A 21,888-nucleotide genomic window follows, 5' to 3' on the forward strand; every position below is an offset into this window, starting at 1 on the left:
CGCGATTAGCATGATCTTCGTGTACGGTTTCATCCTGTTCACGATCTACCTGGCATTCTCTGATTCAAGAATCCTCCCGAGTTACGGTTGGGCCGGATTGCAGAACTTCCAGAACTTGTTCACGTTGCGCGCCTGGAACATCGCGACGATCAATCTCGCCATTTTCGCAATTCTCTACATCGGCATTTGCTGCGCATTGGGGTTGCTGCTCGCGATCTTACTTGACCAGAAAATCCGAGCGGAAGGTTTTATCCGAAACATCTACCTCTACCCTATGGCACTGTCTTTCATCGTGACCGGTGTGGCGTGGAAATGGATCCTTGACCCAGGCATCGGACTTGAAGCGGTTGTGCAGGGCTGGGGGTTCGAAAACTTCGAATTCAACTGGATCAAGGACCGAGACATGGCGATCTACACCATCGTCATCGCAGCTGTCTGGCAAACCTCGGGCTTTGTGATGGCAATGTTTCTCGCGGGACTGCGCGGCATCGACCAAGAAATCCTGCGCGCCGCCGAGGTGGACGGGGCATCGACATTTGCCCTTTATCGCCGGATTGTCATTCCGCAACTACGGCTTGCTTTCATGTCGGCTTTCGTGGTGCTCGCACATATGGCGATCAAGTCCTATGACCTCGTTATCGCACTGACGAATGGCGGCCCGGGCATTGCTACAACCATGCCCGCGACTTTTATGTATTCCTACACGTTTACCCGCAACCAGATGGGGGTCGGTTCTGCATCGGCAGTGATGATGCTGATGACCATCGCCGCGATCACCGTACCGTATCTGTGGTCCGAGTTGAGAGGGAGCAAGCAATGAGCATTGCATCCTCAACCCACCGCATTGCGCGCTTTGCGCTCTATGGGGTTCTCGCACTCTTTTGCCTTTACTACCTGATGCCGCTCTACGTGATGGTCGTGAACTCGTTGAAACCGCTCTCGGAAATAACTTCCGGCGGCATGATCGCCCTGCCGAAAGAATGGACTGTCGCACCATGGCGCAACGCCTGGTCGGAAGCACAGGTCGGCGTGGAGGCAACCGGAATGCGTCCCTACTTTATTAACTCCTTCCTGATGGTTATCCCAGCGGTCGCCATCGCTACCATCCTCGGGGCGCTCAATGGTTACGTGCTGACGAAATGGACCTTCAAGGGCTCGACGATCCTCTTTGGTTTCCTCCTGTTCGGTTGCTTCATCCCGTTTCAGATCGTACTCATCCCTATGGCACGTGCACTCGGGATGATGGGGCTTGCAGGGACGGTACCGGGGCTTATTTTTGTCCATGTGGTCTATGGCATCAGCTTCTCCACGCTCTATTTTCGTAACTACTACGCAGCCTTTCCGACCGAGTTGGTCCGGGCTGCGCAGATCGATGGGGCGGGCTTTTTCACTATCTTCTTCCGGATCTTGTTGCCCAACTCCGGTCCGATCGCAGTGGTCTGCGTGATCTGGCTGTTCACGAATATCTGGAACGACTTCCTCTTCGGCGCATCCTTCTCGGATTTCAACAGCCAACCGATGACCGTGGCTCTTAACAACCTGGTGCAGTCGTCCACCGGCGTACAGGAATACAACGTCCACTTCGCCGGCGCGATCATTGCCGCCCTGCCTACACTCCTCGTCTACATCGTCGCCGGCCGGTTCTTCGTCCGCGGATTGATGTCCGGCTCCGTGAAAGGATAAGACAATGAGCTTTCTCGATATCGATAAGGCGACCAAATCGTATGGCGCTGTGCGCGTTTTGAACGAAACCGATATTTCCGTTGAAGAGGGGGAGTTTCTCGTTCTGGTCGGCCCATCTGGCTGTGGCAAGTCCACGCTGCTGAATATGATTGCTGGGCTTGAAGGTGTCAGTTCGGGAGAGATCCGCATCCGGGACAGGCGCATGAACGACATTAAGCCCGCTGACCGCAACATCGCGATGGTGTTCCAAAGTTATGCGCTCTACCCGAACATGACGGTGAGGAGTAATATTTCGTTCGGTATGGAAATGCATGGCGTACGGAAAGCGAAACGCGAGGAGAAGATCGCCGAAATCGCTGAGCTTCTGCAACTCACGCCATTTCTGGACCGCAAGCCGGGCCAATTATCCGGGGGGCAGCGTCAGCGTGTCGCCATGGGACGAGCGCTGACCCGCGACCCGGATGTCTTCCTGTTCGACGAACCGCTTTCTAACCTTGATGCCAAGTTGCGCGTGGACATGCGCACCGAGATCAAGAAACTGCATCAGAAACTTGGTACGACGATCGTCTACGTGACCCATGATCAGATTGAAGCGCTGACGCTCTCGACCCGCATTGCGGTTATGTTTGGCGGCGAAGTACAGCAACTCGGCACGCCGCAGGAGATCTACGATAACCCGACCAACATGTTTGTTGCAGGCTTCATGGGATCTCCAGCGATGAACTTGCTGCCGGCCACACTGCGCGATGCTGAGGGTGGTGTCGCCGTCGAACTCGCGCTTCCGGATAGCAGCTATATCTCTCTGCCTTTCCCTCGCGGCGCAACGCTGTCAGGGCAGGATGGCCGAGCGATCGTGCTCGGCATCCGGCCGGAAGCAATGACGGACCCTGAAAGCGCCGATGCCGAAAGTCCCGCGATCCATCAAGCCGAGCTATCAATCGACGTCATCGAGCCCGCTGGGTCGGATACTTATGTCACCGTCAGCCTGTGTGGCAAAGACGCCATTGGCCGCTTTCGCGCCAACACGTCGGCCCGCGCTGGCGCGCGCTTTCCCTTCTCTTTCGACATGGCAAAGGCGGTGGCGTTTGATCCGGAAACTGAGCAGCGGATCGATTGAACACCTTTGGGAACTTCGATGATGGCAAACGAAATGGACCAACTTCGTGAGAGCGGTAGCATGCTAAGTAACACTCAGCGGATCACACAAGACCAACTGGTGAAACAGCTGGCGTCTTATCCGCCCGGTCGACGCCACCTTGTGGCGGTCGTCGGGCCGCCAGGGTCCGGTAAGTCCACGTTAGCGGAGGCTCTGGCTGCCGCGATCAACGAGACGTCGCCGGACTGCGCGGCGGTCTTTCCAATGGATGGCATCCACTTCGACGATGCGATCCTTGAAGAGCGGGGCCTATGCCAGAGAAAGGGCGCACCGGAGACTTTCGACGTAGCCGGGTTCTGTCACCTCCTTGACCGGCTTCGTCGCAACCAGGAAGCCGAGATTGCGGTGCCGGTTTTCGACCGGGATCTGGAGATCTCCCGAAACGCAGCACGGATCATTCCCCATTCGGTCGAGCTTCTCATCGTGGAGGGCAATTACCTCCTGCTGGATCGCCCGTTCTGGCGCGACATTGCCGCGTTCTTCGACCTGACCGTGATGCTCGATGTCTCCGCTGTGGAGTTGCGGCGCCGGCTCTATGCCCGCTGGCGCGGCTATGGTGTCGAGGATGCAGAGGCGACCCGCCGCGTTGAGGAAAACGACCTGCCGAACGGGCTAATCGTTCTGAACCAATCCCGCTCAGCCGACCTGACATTACGTGAGGAAGACTGTGCAGTGACAAACTGATAGAGGAACACAACATGCCCGGATTCGACAAAGGCCCCATTCTTGTCACCGGCGCCAGCGGTGGTATTGGGGGAGCAACCGTCCGCCAGCTTGTCGCAGCTGGCGCTGAAGTTATCGCCAATGGTCGTAATCAAGACACGCTCGCGGCGCTCTCTAAGGAAACCGGTTGCCAGATGCTTCCATTCGATCTGGAAAGCGAAGACAGTATCCGCGAGGCGCTCGACGGGCTCGACCTCTGGGGCGTGGTCAACTGCGGCGGCTTCGGCGGTGAGATTGCGACGCCGATGGAGACGGATATTTCGATCTTCGACAAGGTGATCTCGATCAACGCCCGAGGTGCGCTGCTGGTGACGAAATATGCCTCCCGATCAATGATACGCCTCGAAAAAGGTGGTGCCATCGTAAACGTGTCGAGCCAGGCCTCGCGAGTGGGACTGAAGGGACATATCTCCTACGGTTCCTCCAAGGCAGCGCTCGACAACATCACCCGCGTTTCCGCTCTCGAACTCGGCCCCTATAGAATCCGAGTCAACGCGGTAAACCCGACCGTGGTTATGACACCCATGTCCGCCAGTTATTGGGGGCGCCCTGAAGTCCAAGAGCCTTACCTCGAGACCATGCCGCTCGGTCGTTGGGCCACCGAGGACGAGATCGCGGCGCCCATCGTGTTCTTGCTCTCAGATGGCGCTTCGATGATTTCGGGCGTCACTCTTCCCATCGACGGTGGTTATACGGCGGTCTGATTCCTGCTGCCCCGCGACGGGCCGAAGCCTTGCTTAATCTGGAGCTAATCCCATGCTTGATCTTTCGCTTGCCTCTCTTGGCAGCGCGCCCAAAATCGTCGCAACCCCGGGCTACGACCGCCAGAACCTCAGCGCAGGCATCCTCCATATTGGGGTTGGCAATTTTCATCGCGCCCACATGGCCCACTATCTGGATAGGCTTCTTGCGAAGGGTCTTGGCCATGACTGGGCGATTGTTGGGGCGGGGCTGAAGCCGGGTGATGCCCAGATGCGCGACAAGCTCGAAGCACAGGACTGGCTGACCACCGTGGTCGATCTCGAAGCCGACTCCGCGAACGCGCGGGTCATCAGCGCGATGATCGACTATGTCGATATTGCCCCTATGGCGATCCTCGCGCGGCTGTGTGATCCCGCGATCCGCATCGTTTCTCTGACTGTCACCGAGGGGGGGTATTTCCTCGACAGCGCCGGTGCCGTCATCGTTGACCACCCCGAGATCCAGGCTGACGCACGTAATCCAGAGGCACCCCGGACTGCCTTCGGTCTGATAATTGCTGCCTTGCGCCGACGTCGCGAGGCGGGTACCGTTCCCTTTACCGTGCTGTCCTGCGATAATCTCCCGGCCAATGGCAAGGTGGTTTCTGGCGTCGTCACCGCACTCGCCCGTATGCAGGATCCGGCGCTGGGAGACTGGATCGCGGCCGAGGTCGCCTTTCCCAATAGCATGGTCGACTGCATCACACCCAGAACAGGAAAGAAGGAGCTTGCGCTGGTGCGTGATCGCTTCGGCATCGAGGATGCAGCACCCGTTATCTGTGAGCCTTTCCGGCAATGGGTGATCGAAGACCATTTTCCCGCTGGGCGCCCGCCACTGGAGGAGGTCGGCGTCGAGTTCGTCGAGGATGTCACCACGCATGAGATCATGAAGCTACGGCTGCTCAACGGGAGCCATGCGAGCCTGTGCTACGCGGCTGCCCTCATGGGCCACGAATATGTGGACGCTGCCTTGGCGGACGAGACCCTATCGCGCTGGCTCGCCGAGTTGCCACGTCGGGAGACAATCCCCTGCCTCGCGCCGCTGGAAGGGGTGGACTATGCCGCCTATCTCGATCAATGCATTGAGCGGTTCCGCAATCCGGCCATTGCAGACACGATTGCCCGCCTGGCCGAGAACGGCTCGGACCGGCAGCCAAAATTCATCCTACCGACAATCAGGGAAGCATTATCGCGTAATTTGCCGTTGGAAGGTCTGGCTCTCGAAATTGGGCTCTGGGCCCATTTCTGTTCCGAAAAACCGATTCCGCTAGAGGATCCATTGGCGGAGACTCTGAACGAAGCAGCACGAAATGGCGCCGCGGCCTTTGTCAGAATAGAAGGGGTGTTCGGTGATCTCTCCGGCAATGCACGCCTCATTAAGGCCCTGGAAGCGGCTCTTGCAATTATTGCGCAGAAAGGTGTCCGTGGTGCAATCGAGGCCTATCTTGATCGAGATTGAATGACCCTGTGCTCAGCTTTCGTCGTCGGGCTGGAGTGGCGGACTGTCTAGCACGGTATCTGTTTGGGCCGGTAAACCTTGATCTTAATTGGACACGCCATGCTACGTTGTCTGCTTAATAGGCCGCAGAGACTGATTGTAAGAACCTCGAACAGCGTCTGTTCGCCAAGTGATGAATGCGTTGGATAGCTATAAAACTGCATGTAGCTACCAAGTATGCTCATGGGTGTCGTATATTGTTTACTCGTTCAATTTTTCAGCGGTGCATGACGGATTGGGCTAAAATTGCTGAGCTGTGCCATACAAATCTGCGTTGAGGTCTACAAAAGTGAGGTTCTACACTGTGGGAATTTGCGATCCCGAGCAGCGGAAATATCGTCCGCAAATGGATGCCACCGTTTGATGCTGGGAACGCATAGAAGCTCATTAACTCAAGAGCTAGCGTTTAACTCAACGTTCACAATAAACCCGTTTGAGATGGGACCTTACTACGTACTCTCTTCGGTAGGCTGTGACACATTTTGTGGTACATTTTGTAGAACCTTCAAAACTTAAATATGTAGCTTTCGCTGTTTTATGCTTTGATATTAATGATATTTTTCGTTCAGTTGAGAATTCTGGAAAGCCAACCGTGTCTCCCTCCGTGTCCGCCACTTCTCCTCCTACGGCGTTGAAATTAAATGCTAAAGCGAATACCGCTTTATCTGACCTATTATATCACCCATCATCCCAATAGCTCTTGATCCTTTAATTGTTGGCGTGAACGCTCCCCCCCAGCATTGATATGTACTGACCAGATGTTTGCTACTTAGATGTTTCTTTCCGTGGAGAAGTGGTTTGGATAAATGGGGTTCCTTTGTCCATTCGCGAGGCTGCGGCTTTGGAACGTTGGATTGTGGTCCTGACCGCGTGAGCGATTGTGGTGGTGCTATGTAATCGCTATCTTAGTGTTCCTCTCGAAGCGATAATAGGCACTCTTAACCGGTTCCTTCTCATAGTTGCATCAAACATTTAAAAACGGCACCTCATTTGCGCTTTTACAATCGGTTATTGCTGTCTGTAGTAAATGAAGATGAGGGCAAGTTGCTGAGTAAGAAAGAACCCTCGCGGATGGTAAAGCATGCATAAAGCATTTTTTGCTGTAACTTTTGGTTTGTAACTGCCGGTACTAATCGATCTGTTTGATACAATCGGAGACAAAACGTCCGCTGACGAGCAGGGGAAATATCTTGTAGAACTGCGGTATGTCAGAAGCACCGCATATTTTAGTCGTCGACGATCATAAGCAAATTCGTCATAGTGTTACACGTTTTCTGGAAAAGAACGGCCTGCGAGCGTCATCCGCAAAAGATGCACGTGAGATGGATGTGATGTTGTCGACGGGGCAATACGACCTGATTGTACTCGACGTCATGATGCCGGGCGAAAGTGGGCTATCGGTTTGCCAGCGCATTTCTGCTGGAAGTAAACTGCCCATCATTCTACTAACGGCTCTGGGTGAGGACACGGATCGGATCGTCGGTCTTGAGATTGGTGCTGACGACTACCTTGCCAAGCCTTTCAATCCTCGAGAACTTTTGGCGCGCATCAAAGCCATTCTTAGAAGAACCAGTGTGCCTGAGACGCTCGGCGGAGCGTTTTCAGGCAAGAAGGTGCGTTTTGCTCATCTGACATTGGACACCGACAAACGTCTCTTGATCGCCGATGGCGGCGAGGAGACGCAGCTTACCACATCGGATCATAAACTTCTGACGGTGCTGCTTGAAAGGGCCCGTGTTGTGTTGAGCCGAGAACAGCTGCTGGATCTGACGGCCGGAAAGACCGCAGGGCCTCTGGATCGTAAGATAGATAACCAGATCAGTAGGTTAAGACGAAAAATCGAGCCGGATGTGCTTCGGCCAAGCATCATTACAACTGTGCGGCATGGGGGGTACTGCCTTTCCGCAGATGTTGAGGTGCTGAAATGAAGCTCTGGCCGTTCAACACACTCATTGTGCAATTGACCTTGCTCGTTATTGCTGCGTTGGTAACCGCTCAGATGATCAGCCTGTGGCTTTTCGTCGACGAGAGAAGCCTGGCGATCCGAGCAGCTCTTGGGTTTGAGGCAGCTGGGCGTGCAGCGAATGTTGCCAGACTCCTGGAGAATGCTCCTGCCGATGCGCGACCAGCAATTCTGGAAGCTGCTGATTCACCTCTTGTCCGGTTCAAACTCTCGCGCAATCCGAGCGCGACTGTTGATGATTATTCCGATGGTGGAGTCATTGAAATGCGCGTTCGCCGTCTTCTTGGCGATAGCAACCACAGAGACATTCGGGTAGAAGTCAATCAGGTTGAGGGCAAGATTCTGCCGCTTCCTCATCTTTCGGGCGAAATGGCCGAGATGCATATGGCCATGATGAAAGGGGAGCTGTCAGCCGTTGAGATGAACCTGTCGATTGCCTTGTCAGATGGTCAATGGCTGAACGTAGAAACGCGCTTTGAACGACCTCCACTACAATGGCCATTTTACTCGACGCTCACCTTTGCTTTGTCTGCTGCGCTCATTCTCATCGTTGTCTTTTGGTTCCTGCTACGCCGCTTAACCGGACCGTTGAGAAGACTTGCATCAGCTTCGGATAGTCTGGGGCGAGGGGAGGAAGTCTCTGAGCTTCCAATGGCTGGGCCTCTTGAAGTCAGAAGTCTCATCAAAGCGTTCAACCAGATGCAGGAAAGGTTGACCCGGTTTGTTGCTGACCGGACAAGGCTGCTCGCTGCTCTGGGCCACGACCTGAAATCTCCCTTAACCGCAATGCGTGTTCGTGCCGAGATGGTGGACGATGATGAAACACGGACAAGCTTGATTGACTGTGTTGAGGAGATGCAGTCCATGGTCGAAGCAACTCTCACATTCTCACGTGGTCTCATTGGTTCTGAGGGGACCGAACTCGTTGAAATTGGTGAGTTTCTCGCCTCATTGCAAAAAGATATTCTTGAACCCTTTCACATAAAGCCAGGTCCCGAGGTTTTAATCCGCATTCGACCAATGGCATTTCGGCGGGCGCTGCGAAATCTAATCGAAAATGCCCTTCGCTATGGAGGGGATGCGACGGTCACCTACGAGACTGAGAAACAATCCCTCGTGATTACAATCGAAGACCATGGTCCTGGCATTCCTCAAGAGCAACTGGAGCAAGTTTTTGAGCCCTTCTTCAGGCTGGAAGAATCAAGGTCCCTGGAGACGGGCGGACACGGTCTCGGCTTGTCCATCTCACGTACGATCGTAAGGGCGCACGGGGGAGACGTAGTACTTGCCAATCGTAATAACAAAGGCCTGATGGCTCAAATCAAGATACCTCTTTCTGAAGATGTCCCTCTGTCGGGAGAGAAGGACAACCTGGCTACGCCGGGTTAGAAAAAACAGGATCTCACAATGACACCTGAAGTTGGTCATTTCGCGCTGGCCTTAGCGCTAGCCCTTGCGCTCGTCCAGAGCACGGTGCCAATCATAGGCGCCGCGCGTGGAAATCTCTTATGGATGCGCTCTGCACGTCCACTTTCGATTGGGCAGGTTATCTTCACATCAGTCGCATTCGGAGCATTGATGCAGGCGTTTATTGTCAGTGACTTCACTGTTCGAAATGTTGCTGAAAACTCGCACTCTCTGAAGCCGCTTCTCTATAAGATTGCAGGCATGTGGGGCAGTCACGAAGGGTCGCTGCTGCTATGGGTCCTCATCCTGACGGTCTTTGGGGCAGGGGTCTCGCAGGAGCAGCGTGATCAACGATCTGAAGGGAACACTCCAAGCAACTTAAGGTCCAACATTGAAAAGACAAGGCAATTTGCGACTGCTGCTGTATCCTTACGACAGGCCCTGCAAGAGCTTCCTGAGATTGCTGAGATTGCTGAGCTATCAAGCAGCATAATTTTCGAGGAAACAGAAGAGGGCTTAAACATCTTACTGTTGGACCAGGAAGGCCGCGCCATGTTTCGCGAAGGTTCAAAATACCCCTACGAAGCAACACGGCGTCTGCTGGCAAAAATGGCGCCAATCCTCGCACGGTTGCCAAACCGAATTCATGTTACAGGACACACAACGGGTGGACAGAGAACGGCCTCAACTCCATACTCGACTTGGAACCTGTCAGCCGACCGTGCAAATGTCGTACGGCATATCCTGTCAGAATATGGTGTGCCGCATGACCAGTTTTTCGGAGTAACCGGAAAGGCCGATATAGAGCCGCTTTTCCCGAATGATCCTAACCTTATTGCAAACCGCAGGGTCGAGATCCTGTTAATGGCAGAGGCCCCACCGCTCCCTCCATCTTTAAGCCCGTAACACAACACTTCTGTGGCGCTCAATCCATGTGCTTCAAAGTGGTTCGGAGGAGAGAGGCGTTGGGTTGGATAGGACGACAAACAATTAATTTGTCGCCCGTTCCCCTGTTCGTCGATTATCTGTTCGCGGATATTATCTCAGCAAGTTCGTCGTGCGTCCGCAAACCTGGGTAAACATCATCTCCGATGACGAATGCTGGCGTACCGGTTATGTTAAGTTCCTGAGCCAATTGCATGGACAATTGGATGTGCGCTGCAATCGCTGGATCATCCATGTCGGTCTTCAGTTGGACCACATCAAGTCCCGCGTCCAGAGCAATCTTCATGACTGAGTTATTATCAATGCGGCCCTTGACCCCCATGAGAGCCCAATGGAAGTCCTCGTACTTGCCTTGCTTTCTGGAAGCCAAAGCGGCTCTTGCAGCATATACGGAGCCTTCACCGAGGATCGGCCACTCTCTGAATACGAATCGAACATTGCTATCTGATTTCAGCAAGGCTTCGAGTTCTGGTTTCGCGCGTTTGCAGTATGGGCAGTTGTAGTCAAAGAATTCGACAACGGTAACATCGCCTTGAGGATTGCCCAGAACAGGCGCGTTAGCATCATTTACGAGAAGGTCTCTGCGCTGATCAATCGTAGCCTTGATTCCTGCCTGTGCCTGCGCCTGTCGCATAAGCTGCAATCGTTGAATTGCTTCTTCAATCACCCTCGGGTTTTCTAGGATTGCCTCCAAAGCCAATTCCTTGACGCGTTCGTCGGATACTGTCGCATTGGATTGCGCAAATGCACTGGTTCCCGATATGAATAAGGCTATGAAAAGAATAAAGAAACTACGGATTAATAATATCATTTACGCAAACTCCTTGTGCGTTCATTCATTTCGTCGTGGCGCTTCTGCATTTCTTCGGGCCATTGGGCTTTGATCCACGAGAGAACCGCGATGATCTCTTGATCGCTCAGTGTGTCTTCAAATGCAGGCATGTTTGAATTCAGGTCATCGAGACCCGCAGCTTTTGCCGTTCCGAACTTGGTGATCCGAAAGAGCAAGTCATCATCGTGGTGCCAGGTGTGGCCGGTTTCGTCATGCGGTGGTGCTGGAAGCGAACCATCGGACTTCGCAGTTTTCCAGTCAGGTTCGCCTTCTAGGTTCGCACCATGACAGGGTGCGCAATTTTGGGCGTATACGTCTGCACCCTGAGCGATCAGTGCTTGGTCGTAGGGCCGCAGCATTCTTACTTCTTGCCGGTCATTGGCATAGAAATAAACTGCAGAAGCCACAGCGACGATTGCAAGCAGACCAACGAGCAGAAGTACTTTTTTTCCTGAGTTCATTTTCAAAGCACCAATATTGGGGAGCCAATGGGTACGCGCTGGTAAAGATCAATGATGTCTTGATTCATTAACCGCACGCATCCACTGGAAACAGCCTTCCCGATGGTCCAGTATTCAGCCGTACCATGAAGACGGTAGAGCGTGTCTTTGTTGTCCTGATAGATGTAGAGGGCGCGCGCGCCAAGCGGGTTCTCAAGGCCAGGAGGCATGCCCCCGTTACGCCAGCTCCATTTTTCCAGATCTGGCTCCCGCTTGATCATCTCGTCAGGAGGCGTCCATTTAGGCCAGGCCGCTTTTCGGGCAATTGATGCACGGCCTGACCATTCAAACCCGGCGCGCCCCAGACCAACACCGTAGCGCATTGCCTTGCCGTTTTCCTGAACAAGATAGAGGAAAAACTCACTGGTATCGACCACCAGGGATCCAGCGGGCTCAGATGTTCTGTAATCCACCTGCTGGCGATAGAATTTCTCGGGTATTTTGCTCGGATTGATCGCCGGAAGAGGGAAACGTTCCTCAGGCATTGCCCTGTACATTGAAATATACGTAATGTCCTGCGAGAGCGGTGTCTTTTCCGGTACTGCGGTTTTTGACACGCAACCGCTCACGGCGAGCCCTGTAAGGCTCGCCGTTCCAGCAACAAAAGTTCTTCTTGATAATACTGTCATGTTAGGTTTTGTGACCTGTCGTTAAACGTGTCTGCCGCAAAATGCGCAGACGCGATCCAGAGGCAGGACGACCAATATTAGTTAGTCGTTCTTGGGCTCTTGTTTTGAGTTGGAGTGGCATGACTTGCCCATGAAACGGTGCATTACCAGATGCATGCCAAGGCAGCCCACCAGCGGCGCAGCTAAAAGCAGTGTTTGCCCGACAGACTGGCCAGCTGGTGCGCTCGCGAAAAGTACGCCTGTACCAACTGCCATCGCCGCACAGCATGCCATCATCATGAGGTTGTGCCCCGACATGAGCTTGCGTAGCGGAGATTGCTGGGCCTGCATGGTCCTAACTTGAGGGGCCAAAGCTTTACTTGTTGCACGTGGCTGTTGAGTAGTCATTGAGAAAGATCCATCTTCTATCTGCCTGCGCCCGCCGACATTTGTCGTGTTGATGCGGTCGGGAATCCTGCGATTTGAAAATGGGAAGTTCAACAGAACGGATTGTTACCAGCACCTGATCGGATCAGCTTACTTTGGAGGTGGAAACCACCGCGTACCAAGGCAAGTTTTATCCGATGATGTAAAAGGTTAATTGCAAGCGACATCTGCGTCTCGCGCTGGATGCCTCGCTTTTATGCGAGCCGTGGTAACAAGGTTCAGGGATGCATAGAGCAACCACTTCCCATCAGTTGGCTTGGCCGAAATACGGTCATCGATCCGTTATTCCGGTTTTGAAGCTTCAGCTGAATTTGGGTGGTTGCTCTTTGGGATAGACAATAATCGTCGAGAATACGGGCATCGGCGTAGTCTCAAGCTCAATGCTTGTTTGAAAGACAAACTCTGTGTTGTCGATAACCAACGAGGTGCAATCTGCTGCACAGTTAGACACCTTCGTGGAACTGGCCTTGTCACCGGAGTTGCTACAGCATTTGTCGTGGTGCGAGTATACACTTTGTGTGAGGACAGGAGCATCTACTTTAACGAATGAGCTCAACGCGATCTCGCTGTTATCACTCTGCTCAATGCTAAAGGCAGGGACCGTAGAGATCCCCGAAAATAACAATATCAGAAGAGAAATAACCCAAATACGCATGCGTAGAAACTACCTTAAAGATTGTGGCAAATCCAGATTAAATTGAGCACAACTGCGTTATCCTCATCCGACTTGAAACCACGTATTCATGCCTGCAGCTGCGTGTTCTAGCATATGACAATGAAACAACCATTTGCCCGGATTATCAGCCACAAAAGCAATTTTGACGACCTGGTCTGGGCCAATGAGAAATGTATCACGCCAAGGCTTGTCATCATCAACTGTTGCTCCCGATCGTTCTATGACGCGGAAGTGGTGACCGTGGACGTGCATGGCGTGTGCGAATGCGGTGTCGTTCTTAACGGCCAAAACAACGGTTTCGCCTTGTTGCACTGAGAAGAACGGATCATCTGCTAAATTTGCAACACCATTAAAGGCCCAGATCTGACCTGTTCGACGCATGTCTTCATTGGATAGTACTTGCCCTTTGTAAACGGTCTCGGTGAACCGGCCCATCGCACCACCCGTCATGTCAATCTCAAAAACCTTGGCTTTATCCAGCTCAGGTTCTGGCAGTGGGTTGGGGCGGGGGTAGCGAACAGGTTCTGTTGTGCCTGCACCATCCTTTACCTGGAAGTAGGCGAATTCAAACGGCCTGTCGCCGGACAACTCTTCGAGCGCGAAGTTCTCTTCTGGGATGACGACCAAATCAAGGCGTTGTGCAGGCCCTAACAACATGGGAGCATAAAGAGGAGCAGTCACATCTTCTAGCGGCTGTCCATCATAAGCTAGAACCTTTGCTCCAAAGCGATTGGGATCAAGGTCAAGTATACGTGCATTAGCAGCATTGATGAGGCGCAGCCTGTAAGCTTCTCCACGTTTCAGCTCAAGGGTCGGGCGGCTCTCGCCATTCACGGTCAGCCAGTTGCCCAGTCGCCCGCCGTGGCTCCAATCCATTAAGTTGCCAAGACTCTCAATATCAAAACTGCCGTCGTTTTTCACACGCCAATCGTCGATGACGATCGTGAGGTCATGGTCTTTGTCGAAGGTCGGTTTCTGTTCATCAACGATCAAAGGACCATAAAGTCCGCGTGCGACCTGATTCCAGCTCTTGTTATGCGCGTGATACCAGAACGTACCTGCATCAGGGACTACGAAGTTATACTCAAACTGCTCTCCGGGCATGACTGGCTCTTGAGTCAAACCAGAAACGCCGTCCATCTCATTGGCAATCCGGAGGCCATGCCAATGGATCGACGTTGGTTCTTCCAGATTGTTGATGAGGCGCACCTTGATGCGATCTCCAATGGTTGCCCTGATTTCGGGCCCCGGTGTAGAGTTATCGTAAAGCCACAGAGCAGAGTCTGCCGTATCTGCATTGATGAGTTTTGTCTTTGAGGGGCCAGCTGTAATGTTGATGTAACCATCCGCCGCAAAGGCCACATCAAATAGTGCTGGAGCGGTTGCAAGCATTCCGCTTGCTCCCGCCACCCCAAGTAAACGTCTGCGTGTGATCATATTTTTTAGTTTCTTCCTTCCAGCAAATAAATTGCTATGGCTTCACGGTCTTGGTCCGTGAGAAAAGCGGTCTCATTGCGAACAACTTTGCCCATTGAGCCGCCGAAGACATCGCCATCAGGCATCAAGCCTGTCTGCAAAGCATACTTAAGCGAGTTTACAGTCCAGCCATTTGCCTTCAGCATGTCGCTTGTGATTGAAGGTACGCTGCCACCACCGGGCAGATTATCAGCACCACTCAAGGCCAACTCAGTTTTTCGTGCACCCAATACATTGCGGGGGGTATGACACACGCCACAGTGAGCTGGTCCCTCGACAATATATTTGCCTCGATTCCATGCCGCACTCTTCGCTGGCTCTGAGACGTACTCCTCTGGTTTGAAGTAGAGGCCTCGCCAAAACTTCAAGCCTGCCCTGATACTAAATGGTGGCATCATCTCGTGTGGTTTTGCAGGTTCCGTCACTGCGGGGACCGTTTGAAACGCAGCCCACAGATCAGCGATGTCTTGATCAGAAAACCCTGAATAGAACAGGTAGGGGAAGGATGGGTAATAAGGCTCGCCCTTGGGCGATATTCCCTGTCGCACAGCTTTTGCAAACTCTTCGATAGACCAGGACCCGATTCCAGCTTTGGTATCTGTTGTCAAATTAGGAGAGTAGAAACGACCGAAATCCGTTGGAAACTCAGTTCCGCCGGCCAGTGGCATTCCGCCATTCTCCGTATCTGTATGACAGACGATACAACCTGACATTCTGGCCAGATAAGCTCCTTTTTGAACATCACCTTCAATCGCGGATAGTTTGGGCTCCGATCCAATAGGCCAATAAACTAAAGCAGCGAAGCCCGCTCCTGCTAACGCAAGAGAGGACAACGCACCCAGAAGCCAAACGCGCATCTTCTATCACTTCTCAACGCGGAACTTGGTATGGCATACAGAGCAAGTTTGAGCCGTCATGTTGAACAAAGCTTGCACGGGCATTTCGGCGAGCATATCAGGATCGGGTTCCATAGATTGGGTTCCCATCATGCCCTGACCCATCATCCCTTGGCCCATCATTCCGCCATTGCCCATCATCATTTGTGCACTCATGCCCGAACCAGAAGCTGGCTGCTGTAGCCCCTTGTCAGTGGCACGGCCCAAAGCTGTCGCGTAAAGCCCTAGCTTCTCAGAAAGATCTTCAAACTCTTGCCAATTTGACCAGATAGCAGGCAGGGCTTCTGAAGGCCCACTGATGCTGTCTTTGGGGAAAAGGGCTGTCAGTGCCTCACCAGAATGAGATTGCAATACTGCTGCGCTGTTGCGGACTGTTTCCGCATCATACGTGCTATCACCGCGCATCATCCCTGCAAGTGACTTCATAGCTTTTCCCATGGCGCCCATAGCCACCATGCGTTCTTTTACGACACCTGTTGCTCCGTTATGAGCTATCGCACCCGCAACGCTCGAGACGACCAATGCACTAGACGCAATAATCACCAATAACTTCATTAATTTCACTCCCAATCCCAGTTTTTTGGAAAGGCATATTTGCCCTAAACACGACTAGGAAAAGGAGCGTGGAGGTGGTGGGTCTACCGCCTTGACTTTTGAGAGTCTGTTTTGTGAAGAAAAATCGTGAAGGGACTCATCGTCCGAAGGAATTCTTGTCCTGATTTCACTCGTCAACGCTAGCAGATTAGCTCCGCAGTGTACGGTCTCTATATCAATCGCCGAGAAACGTTGAAATTCAGGATGGGAATGAGGTGTATTCTGCGCACTTTCGCCTTGATGAACATGATCCGTATGGCTTCCAAACGCGTGATTGTAAGTGCCACCCGCAACAAGAAACGCCAGAAACGCGGCGGAGATAACAAATCTTGAAACGTATGCTAACAGCCCGTGTCTCATGTTGTCTCCAGATACCCCAATCGCCCCTCCCATGAGGCGCCTTATTCCCAGCGAAGGTAATATTAACATCAAATAATATGAAAATGCACTACGCTAATGTATCGAAATGTATCCTTGACCCCTGTGTCCTAGTAAGTTGTATTGATTTGGCAATTTCCTTTGTAAAGTCAGGACTGCACCCCTCAGTCAATTTCGAAAACAAGATCATGCTGCCGTAGTGTTCGCAGGTGATACTCTTTTGGATGCTAAGAATGTTGATGTTCAGGCAGCTATTGAAAGCTTGCGTAGTCGCAAGTTTGGCCACCCTTTTTTCGTATAGTGCTCTTGCTGCCACCTCAGAGTATGTCATCAAACCGGCAATTAAAGCGAGGCTTCTTACGGTTCAAAATGGTGTCCCAGCAGACACCGCAGTACTATCCGCCGGTATCCAGCTAGAACTAGACGCAGGATGGAAAACCTATTGGCGCTCGCCTGGCGAGGTTGGCATTCCGCCTCAGGTGGATTGGTCGGCATCGCAAAATGTTGCAAACGTGCAGTTTGAGTGGCCGGCACCCGTCCGCTTCACTGCATTCGGAATTGAGAATTTCGGGTATGAGGGAGAGGTCGTTTTTCCAATTCAGGTTAAACTGGACAACCCAGGCGAGCCCGTGGTTTTAGCCGCAAAGATGTCGGTTCTTGTTTGTTCGAATATCTGCGTCCCTCAAACTCTGGACCTGTCCCTGGCACTTCCCAAAGGCTCAGAGATCGATCGGGCATCTGGTGCTCTGATTGCAAAGTACGCGAAGAAGATACCACTTGAAGGAGATCAAGCCGGAGTAGAAACAGCGCGTGCATTCATCGATGAAGACCGTACCGAATTCATTGTCAATTTGGCCGCAACAAACAGGCTGAAACAGCCAGACGTATTCCCAGAGTTGGGTGCAGGAACAGCACTTGGAAAGCCCGATATTCGCCTGAGTGAAGCTGATTCCAGAATATGGGCACGATTTCCCATTCTATCCTTCAACGAAGCAACATTTGACGTGCCTTCCGTAACTATCACGGATGGTCCTGGTCGTGCATCTACAGTGCAGCCTGATCTGGTCACCACTGCATTGGCGCCGCCTTTTAGTATCGATGCTATTGTTCCCGGTGTTGATGAAATGGTCTGGATCGTAGCTCTCGCCTTTATTGGTGGTTTGATCTTGAATGTCATGCCGTGTGCACTGCCGGTTTTGTCAATCAAACTGACCTCTGCGCTTAAGTTTAACGGTCAAAAATCAGCTGCAGTGCGTGCTGGTTTTCTAGCAGCCGCATTAGGGGTAATGGTTTTCGTCTGGGGGCTCGCCATTACGCTTTTTGCCCTACAACGCATGGGGGTTGCTGTTGGCTGGGGTCTCCAGTTTCAAAACCCAATTTTCCTTGCAGTGATGACTGTTGTTCTAATCATCTTTTCTGCCAATCTGTTCGGCGCGTTTGAAATAATGCTCCCGCCCTCCTTGCAGACCTGGCTTTCTAACAAAGAAGCCGGGCAGGGATATAGGGCTGATTTCTTCACTGGGCTGTTTGGTGCGGTTCTGGCGACCCCTTGCTCCGCCCCGCTTCTGGGAACAGCGATTGCATTTGCTCTAGCCGGTAGGGCTATTGATATCTTCGTTGTGTTCACGAGCTTGGGACTTGGGTTAGCAGCCCCTTATCTGATCGTTGCAGCTGTACCTGAACTGGTAAAATTCTTGCCCAAACCCGGTCGTTGGATGGTCTTCCTGAAGACCCTGCTTGGCTTTATGCTAAGCGGAACCGTTCTTTGGTTGCTCTGGGTTCTGAACAGTGTTGCCGGTTTTACTGTATCCTTAACGGTGCTAACACTTGCCGTTGCTCTGATTGCCGTACTGTCGTTGAGGCGAGGCCCCGCGCGGCTGCGTTTCATAGGTGGCGGCGTCTTGGTGTCCCTTGTGTTGGCCGCACCTCTGGCGCTCTCGCAGGCCCCGCAGGTTGTGCAGGAAGAGCAATCACCGCTGGATTGGGTTGAGTTTGATCGCAGCAAGATAGCACTGCTGGTGTCTCAGGGGCAGGTCGTCTTCGTGGATGTGACTGCGGATTGGTGCCTGACCTGTAAAGCAAATAAAGTCCTGGTGTTGGATCGTGAACCGGTTCGCTCTGCTCTCAATACAGAGAGTGTAACGGCTATGCGCGCTGACTGGACAAGGCCGGACGAAAAGATCTCACGTTATTTGTCTGGCAATAACCGATTTGGAATTCCATTTAACGCAGTTTATGGCCCCGCTGCACCAGATGGAATTATCTTACCCGAACTGCTGACGACCTCGGAGGTGATGGAGGCATTTGCTGCTGCTGGAGGAGGTCGCATTCTGGAGTTTCCCGGCAGCTGAGTGATGATCTGGCTTCGAGAAGATACCTATGAGTTCATGTGCACGAACATTTGGAGTTTGGAGAATTGTCGCCGTTTGTATCAAAGAACACCAATGCTACCCGCCGATACAAACCAGCTCGTGATGTCCTTACTCTTTTGTGGTTTCAATTGTTCAGGTTTGAATGCCCGCAAGCTTAGGAAATCAAAGAGAACACCATGAAACACAACGCTATTTTTCATTTGCTCGTGGCCACAACAACGTTGATGTCCACTGTCGGAATTTCTGCTGCGCAAACAATATATGTGCCTGAAGGCAGCGCGGACACAGTATCATTGGTTGATTTCAAAAGCGGATCTGTCGTCAAACGCTTTGAAGGTACGGAAGCTGTACACGGCCTTGCCGTCGCACCGGGAAAGCAATTGCTTATCGCTGGAAGCATCGCTGAGATGAGCGATGACATGGTGCAGATGAGCAAGCCTGCTGGTATGTCTGCAGAGGACCATGCAGCGCACCATCCATCCTCCAATCAAAAGTCAACGAGCGGGACAACAGAAAGCAAAAGCCTGCTCACTCTGATCAAGAGTGATACAGGCGAAATCCTGCGTAAGATTGAAGTACCAGGGCCTGTCCACCACGTGGCCGTCACGCCGGATGAACGCTTTGCCGTTGCAACACATATGCTGGGAACCGGTATCTCCATTGTCGACCTCTCCAACTTTCAGGTTGAGGGCTTCATTCCAACTGGCGACAACCCCAACTATCTGGCGTTTGGCGAGGGTTCTGATGTGGTCTATGTCTCCAACGCTGGAAACGGAACTGTCAGTGAAGTGGACTTGCAACGAGGTATTGTCAGACGAAACCTGCTTGCTGGCTCATCTCCCGAGCATATGATTGCTGATCTGTCTTCCGGCTTGCTCTACGTAGCTGATGCCAACGAAGGACAAGTCCTCGAGCTAAGTCTTGAGACGGGGAATATCCAACGCACATACTACGTCGGCGGTGAGATCCATGGCCTTGGTCTGACACCGGACAGAGAACATTTGCTGGTGACAGTCACCGATGAAGACAGATTGTCGTCGATTGATCTAGAGACAAGTGAGGTTTCGTCAAAGTCACTCTCCCCAGCGCCATATCATCTCACAATGATTCAGGGCACGGGAAGCGCATTGGTTTCTTCACGAGCGGAATCAGCTGTCTGGGCTGTCGACGTCAATGATCTGAGCGTTTCAAAGCAAATTGCCATTGAGGGTGAAGGTCATCAAATGGTCAGTCTGCCGTAATCACAAAACCTCGCAAATTTATTGGAACAAATAATCTCGCAAGCGCGTCCCAGACTTATAGGACGCGCATTGAGACCGGAGTATTAAAGTGAAAATTGCTGAGAACTTACCGAAGCTTTTGGTGATGGGATTTTTCGGACTCGGGGTAGGTGCACTGATCTTCAAGGCCTTTCAGAGCGATGAAGGTGCTCAAGCCGTGGCGGTCAAAGTACCTTCGTTTTCAAGTGAAGCGCGCGCAGGCGAAATCGCATTTAACGAGAACTGCGCTGCCTGCCATGGGATAAACGCCAGCGGAACCAACAGTGGTCCACCATTGGTGCACAATGTCTATAACCCCGGCCATCATGATGATGCTTCCTTCTACCGCGCCGCAAAACAAGGCGTCCCACGCCACCACTGGCCTTTTGGCGATATGCCCAAGCAACCCCAAGTTACCCCAAACGAAGTCGCCTCCATCATCCGCTACGTCCGCGAACTACAGGTCGCAAACGGAATAACCTACCAACGCCATAGTATGTAGCGGAATAGTGCCTCAAACTCGCTCTCTGTACGTTCCCGTAGTTTGTGACCGGAAACTGCCTAATATTTGAGTGGGAGATGCGGCGTTTGCATTTTGCTGACGAACAAATCATAGGGATGATTGTTGTCGTAGTCGACAAATAGGACGATGTGTCTCTGCTGGTCTTCTGATAAGTAGTAGTTTTCCAGCAGAACACGGTACTTCATTGTTTGATGCTATCACTCAATCGTTCCTTACGCTTATGGGGGATATGGCGCTCCAAGCACGATGTATGCCCTTACCTTTAAGAATGTCGGCTAGATTGTTAGAGCGCTTCGAGCTGCCTTTGTCAGAAACTAAGCGTATGCGATGCAGCGCCTATGGTTGGTCACAATCAGAATCGCAGAGCAAATTTTCCGAAGTTCCCTAAAATACTGCTCAGCGCCACGCCCACAGTGGGAGAGTGTTGGAAAGACTTAGGAAGGCGAGGGGGAACCTGAGGGCTCCACCCTGCACACGCGTGAGCAAGTTGAAGCCAACATTTGCGGAAGATACTGCTTTCAGTGTGGCACTAACGAGTTGCAGAATAAGCTTCTGCTGAATACTCCAGTTCTCACTAATCGTTTCCTATAACTTCGTCGTTCACTGTATGTGTGTAGTTCAGTCAGTCTTTATCTGTCCGTAACAACCTTGATGTGTTTTTCCTTTTGTCGGTCCCATTTGAGTGATCCATATTAAATCTTAGTGGATGGTTGGCCTTGGATCCGTAGGAATGATAGCCGTTAAGATCGTCTCCTAAGATTCAAGAACGATAAGGCGAGTTGATGAGCGCGATTGGGGATTTACCCATTAAGGCCTAGCCTTACGACTGATGGAACGTCTGCAAGACCGCAGGATGTGCTCCGCAATAAACGCAGAACGCATTGATTGCCGTTTTTTGTTTCATGCATTCAGTTTGTCGGATCAGTTGTCTGATGCGTTGCTGAGGTCAAACTCGACAGGTTTGAGCACGTATGCGTCTGGGATGTCTGCCAGTTGAACGACCTTGCCACCGTTCTCGGAGGAGAACTTCTCGGCGCCGGCTTTTGTGCCAAACGGTATGGCTTCTGGTGCGCCCATGCCGCCGATCTGAGTGCTTTCGATGACGAAGAAGGCGGTATCGGCGTCAACCCAGTTGTCGGTTCCAGGCTGCTCCCAGCTTTCTGCTTTATCCATGTCGTTCACGTAAATTGCGACATAGTCTTTGGATTCTTC

General features: G+C 52.3%; 20 protein-coding genes and 2 pseudogenes. 13 read left to right on the forward strand and 9 right to left on the reverse strand.

Annotated features, from left to right (window positions below):
* The first annotated feature begins 10 nt into the window (after positions 1-10).
* The 10 genes and pseudogenes from IE076_RS20820 to IE076_RS23125 all read left to right on the forward strand — a co-directional run.
* Complete coding sequence (locus IE076_RS20820) at positions 11-820, forward strand: carbohydrate ABC transporter permease (protein ID WP_189438745.1); 810 nt, start codon at positions 11-13, stop codon at positions 818-820.
* Positions 817-1,683 (forward strand): carbohydrate ABC transporter permease, encoded by an 867-nt coding sequence (locus IE076_RS20825; RefSeq protein WP_189438722.1) that lies wholly within the window; start codon positions 817-819, stop codon positions 1,681-1,683. Before IE076_RS20820 ends, IE076_RS20825 begins: the two co-directional genes overlap by 4 nt.
* A 4-nt stretch (positions 1,684-1,687) precedes the next feature.
* Positions 1,688-2,800 (forward strand): ABC transporter ATP-binding protein, encoded by a 1,113-nt coding sequence (locus IE076_RS20830; protein ID WP_189438723.1) that lies wholly within the window; start codon positions 1,688-1,690, stop codon positions 2,798-2,800.
* Between the two features lie 60 nt (positions 2,801-2,860).
* Positions 2,861-3,523 carry a nucleoside triphosphate hydrolase gene (locus IE076_RS20835; RefSeq protein WP_189438724.1) on the forward strand — a complete coding sequence of 221 codons (663 nt, stop codon included), beginning with the start codon at positions 2,861-2,863 and terminating at the stop codon, positions 3,521-3,523.
* A 14-nt stretch (positions 3,524-3,537) separates the two neighbouring features.
* On the forward strand, positions 3,538-4,266 hold the full coding sequence (locus tag IE076_RS20840; RefSeq protein ID WP_189438725.1) for an SDR family oxidoreductase: 729 nt from the start codon (positions 3,538-3,540) through the stop codon (positions 4,264-4,266).
* Positions 4,267-4,318: 52 nt separating this feature from the next.
* Entirely contained in the window at positions 4,319-5,761 is a 1,443-nt protein-coding gene (locus tag IE076_RS20845) for a mannitol dehydrogenase family protein (protein WP_189438726.1), read from the forward strand.
* A gap of 1,244 nt (positions 5,762-7,005) precedes the next feature.
* A complete protein-coding gene (locus tag IE076_RS20850) occupies positions 7,006-7,728 on the forward strand; it encodes a response regulator (protein ID WP_189438727.1) in 723 nt (240 codons plus the stop codon).
* Positions 7,725-9,152, forward strand: a complete 1,428-nt coding sequence (locus IE076_RS20855) for an ATP-binding protein (RefSeq protein WP_189438728.1) — start codon at positions 7,725-7,727, stop codon at positions 9,150-9,152. Before IE076_RS20850 ends, IE076_RS20855 begins: the two co-directional genes overlap by 4 nt.
* Before the next feature lie 18 nt (positions 9,153-9,170).
* Positions 9,171-9,501, forward strand: a pseudogene (locus IE076_RS23120) (heme lyase NrfEFG subunit NrfE); the annotation flags it as partial.
* A 245-nt stretch (positions 9,502-9,746) separates the two neighbouring features.
* Positions 9,747-10,076: pseudogene (locus IE076_RS23125) on the forward strand (OmpA/MotB family protein); the annotation flags it as partial.
* Positions 10,077-10,191: 115 nt separating this feature from the next.
* Here the strand turns inward: IE076_RS23125 and IE076_RS20865 are convergent.
* The 7 genes from IE076_RS20865 to IE076_RS20895 form a co-directional block, all read right to left on the reverse strand.
* Complete coding sequence (locus tag IE076_RS20865; RefSeq protein ID WP_189438729.1) at positions 10,192-10,926, reverse strand: DsbA family protein; 735 nt, start codon at positions 10,924-10,926, stop codon at positions 10,192-10,194.
* Positions 10,923-11,408: a c-type cytochrome gene (locus IE076_RS20870; RefSeq protein ID WP_189438730.1), complete on the reverse strand. Its 486-nt coding sequence runs from the start codon at positions 11,406-11,408 to the stop codon at positions 10,923-10,925. The genes IE076_RS20865 and IE076_RS20870 overlap by 4 nt, the downstream gene beginning before the upstream one ends.
* 2 nt (positions 11,409-11,410) lie before the next feature.
* A complete protein-coding gene (locus tag IE076_RS20875; RefSeq protein WP_371871522.1) occupies positions 11,411-12,004 on the reverse strand; it encodes a L,D-transpeptidase in 594 nt (197 codons plus the stop codon).
* A 153-nt stretch (positions 12,005-12,157) separates the two neighbouring features.
* Positions 12,158-12,463, reverse strand: a complete 306-nt coding sequence (locus tag IE076_RS20880; RefSeq protein ID WP_189438732.1) for a hypothetical protein — start codon at positions 12,461-12,463, stop codon at positions 12,158-12,160.
* Between the two features lie 757 nt (positions 12,464-13,220).
* Positions 13,221-14,570 (reverse strand): multicopper oxidase family protein, encoded by a 1,350-nt coding sequence (locus IE076_RS20885; RefSeq protein WP_189438733.1) that lies wholly within the window; start codon positions 14,568-14,570, stop codon positions 13,221-13,223.
* A gap of 50 nt (positions 14,571-14,620) precedes the next feature.
* Positions 14,621-15,487 (reverse strand): c-type cytochrome, encoded by an 867-nt coding sequence (locus IE076_RS20890; protein ID WP_209009357.1) that lies wholly within the window; start codon positions 15,485-15,487, stop codon positions 14,621-14,623.
* A gap of 30 nt (positions 15,488-15,517) precedes the next feature.
* Positions 15,518-16,105, reverse strand: a complete 588-nt coding sequence (locus IE076_RS20895) for a c-type cytochrome (protein ID WP_189438735.1) — start codon at positions 16,103-16,105, stop codon at positions 15,518-15,520.
* A gap of 695 nt (positions 16,106-16,800) precedes the next feature.
* Between IE076_RS20895 and IE076_RS20900 the strand changes: the two genes are divergently transcribed.
* The 3 genes from IE076_RS20900 (at position 16,801) to IE076_RS20910 (ending at position 20,655) form a co-directional block, all read left to right on the forward strand.
* A complete protein-coding gene (locus IE076_RS20900) occupies positions 16,801-18,873 on the forward strand; it encodes a protein-disulfide reductase DsbD family protein (RefSeq protein ID WP_209009359.1) in 2,073 nt (690 codons plus the stop codon).
* A gap of 197 nt (positions 18,874-19,070) precedes the next feature.
* Positions 19,071-20,135: a YncE family protein gene (locus IE076_RS20905; protein WP_209009361.1), complete on the forward strand. Its 1,065-nt coding sequence runs from the start codon at positions 19,071-19,073 to the stop codon at positions 20,133-20,135.
* An 88-nt stretch (positions 20,136-20,223) separates the two neighbouring features.
* On the forward strand, positions 20,224-20,655 hold the full coding sequence (locus IE076_RS20910; RefSeq protein WP_244649747.1) for a c-type cytochrome: 432 nt from the start codon (positions 20,224-20,226) through the stop codon (positions 20,653-20,655).
* 59 nt (positions 20,656-20,714) lie between these two features.
* Here IE076_RS20910 and IE076_RS22555 read toward each other — a convergent pair whose 3' ends face one another.
* Both IE076_RS22555 and IE076_RS20915 read right to left on the reverse strand, forming a co-directional pair.
* Positions 20,715-20,861: a hypothetical protein gene (locus IE076_RS22555; protein WP_194539868.1), complete on the reverse strand. Its 147-nt coding sequence runs from the start codon at positions 20,859-20,861 to the stop codon at positions 20,715-20,717.
* A gap of 736 nt (positions 20,862-21,597) precedes the next feature.
* A partial coding sequence (locus tag IE076_RS20915; protein ID WP_189438737.1) for a nitrous oxide reductase accessory protein NosL occupies positions 21,598-21,888 on the reverse strand: 291 nt, incomplete at its 5' end.

Source organism: Pseudovibrio japonicus (assembly GCF_014651595.1).
In the GTDB taxonomy this organism is placed as follows: domain Bacteria; phylum Pseudomonadota; class Alphaproteobacteria; order Rhizobiales; family Stappiaceae; genus Pseudovibrio; species Pseudovibrio japonicus.

What these genes read in the sequence shown, in the direction of transcription:
- IE076_RS20820 (WP_189438745.1), top strand. Translation starts at nt 11, where the DNA reads ATGATCTTCGTGTACGGTTTCATCCTGTTCACGATCTACCTGGCATTC.
- IE076_RS20825 (WP_189438722.1), top strand. Translation starts at nt 817, where the DNA reads ATGAGCATTGCATCCTCAACCCACCGCATTGCGCGCTTTGCGCTCTAT.
- IE076_RS20830 (WP_189438723.1), top strand. Translation starts at nt 1,688, where the DNA reads ATGAGCTTTCTCGATATCGATAAGGCGACCAAATCGTATGGCGCTGTG.
- IE076_RS20835 (WP_189438724.1), top strand. Translation starts at nt 2,861, where the DNA reads ATGCTAAGTAACACTCAGCGGATCACACAAGACCAACTGGTGAAACAG.
- IE076_RS20840 (WP_189438725.1), top strand. Translation starts at nt 3,538, where the DNA reads ATGCCCGGATTCGACAAAGGCCCCATTCTTGTCACCGGCGCCAGCGGT.
- IE076_RS20845 (WP_189438726.1), top strand. Translation starts at nt 4,319, where the DNA reads ATGCTTGATCTTTCGCTTGCCTCTCTTGGCAGCGCGCCCAAAATCGTC.
- IE076_RS20850 (WP_189438727.1), top strand. Translation starts at nt 7,006, where the DNA reads ATGTCAGAAGCACCGCATATTTTAGTCGTCGACGATCATAAGCAAATT.
- IE076_RS20855 (WP_189438728.1), top strand. Translation starts at nt 7,725, where the DNA reads ATGAAGCTCTGGCCGTTCAACACACTCATTGTGCAATTGACCTTGCTC.
- IE076_RS20865 (WP_189438729.1), bottom strand. Translation starts at nt 10,926, where the DNA reads ATGATATTATTAATCCGTAGTTTCTTTATTCTTTTCATAGCCTTATTC.
- IE076_RS20870 (WP_189438730.1), bottom strand. Translation starts at nt 11,408, where the DNA reads ATGAACTCAGGAAAAAAAGTACTTCTGCTCGTTGGTCTGCTTGCAATC.
- IE076_RS20880 (WP_189438732.1), bottom strand. Translation starts at nt 12,463, where the DNA reads ATGACTACTCAACAGCCACGTGCAACAAGTAAAGCTTTGGCCCCTCAA.
- IE076_RS20885 (WP_189438733.1), bottom strand. Translation starts at nt 14,570, where the DNA reads ATGCTTGCAACCGCTCCAGCACTATTTGATGTGGCCTTTGCGGCGGAT.
- IE076_RS20895 (WP_189438735.1), bottom strand. Translation starts at nt 16,105, where the DNA reads ATGAAGTTATTGGTGATTATTGCGTCTAGTGCATTGGTCGTCTCGAGC.
- IE076_RS20905 (WP_209009361.1), top strand. Translation starts at nt 19,071, where the DNA reads ATGAAACACAACGCTATTTTTCATTTGCTCGTGGCCACAACAACGTTG.
- IE076_RS22555 (WP_194539868.1), bottom strand. Translation starts at nt 20,861, where the DNA reads ATGAAGTACCGTGTTCTGCTGGAAAACTACTACTTATCAGAAGACCAG.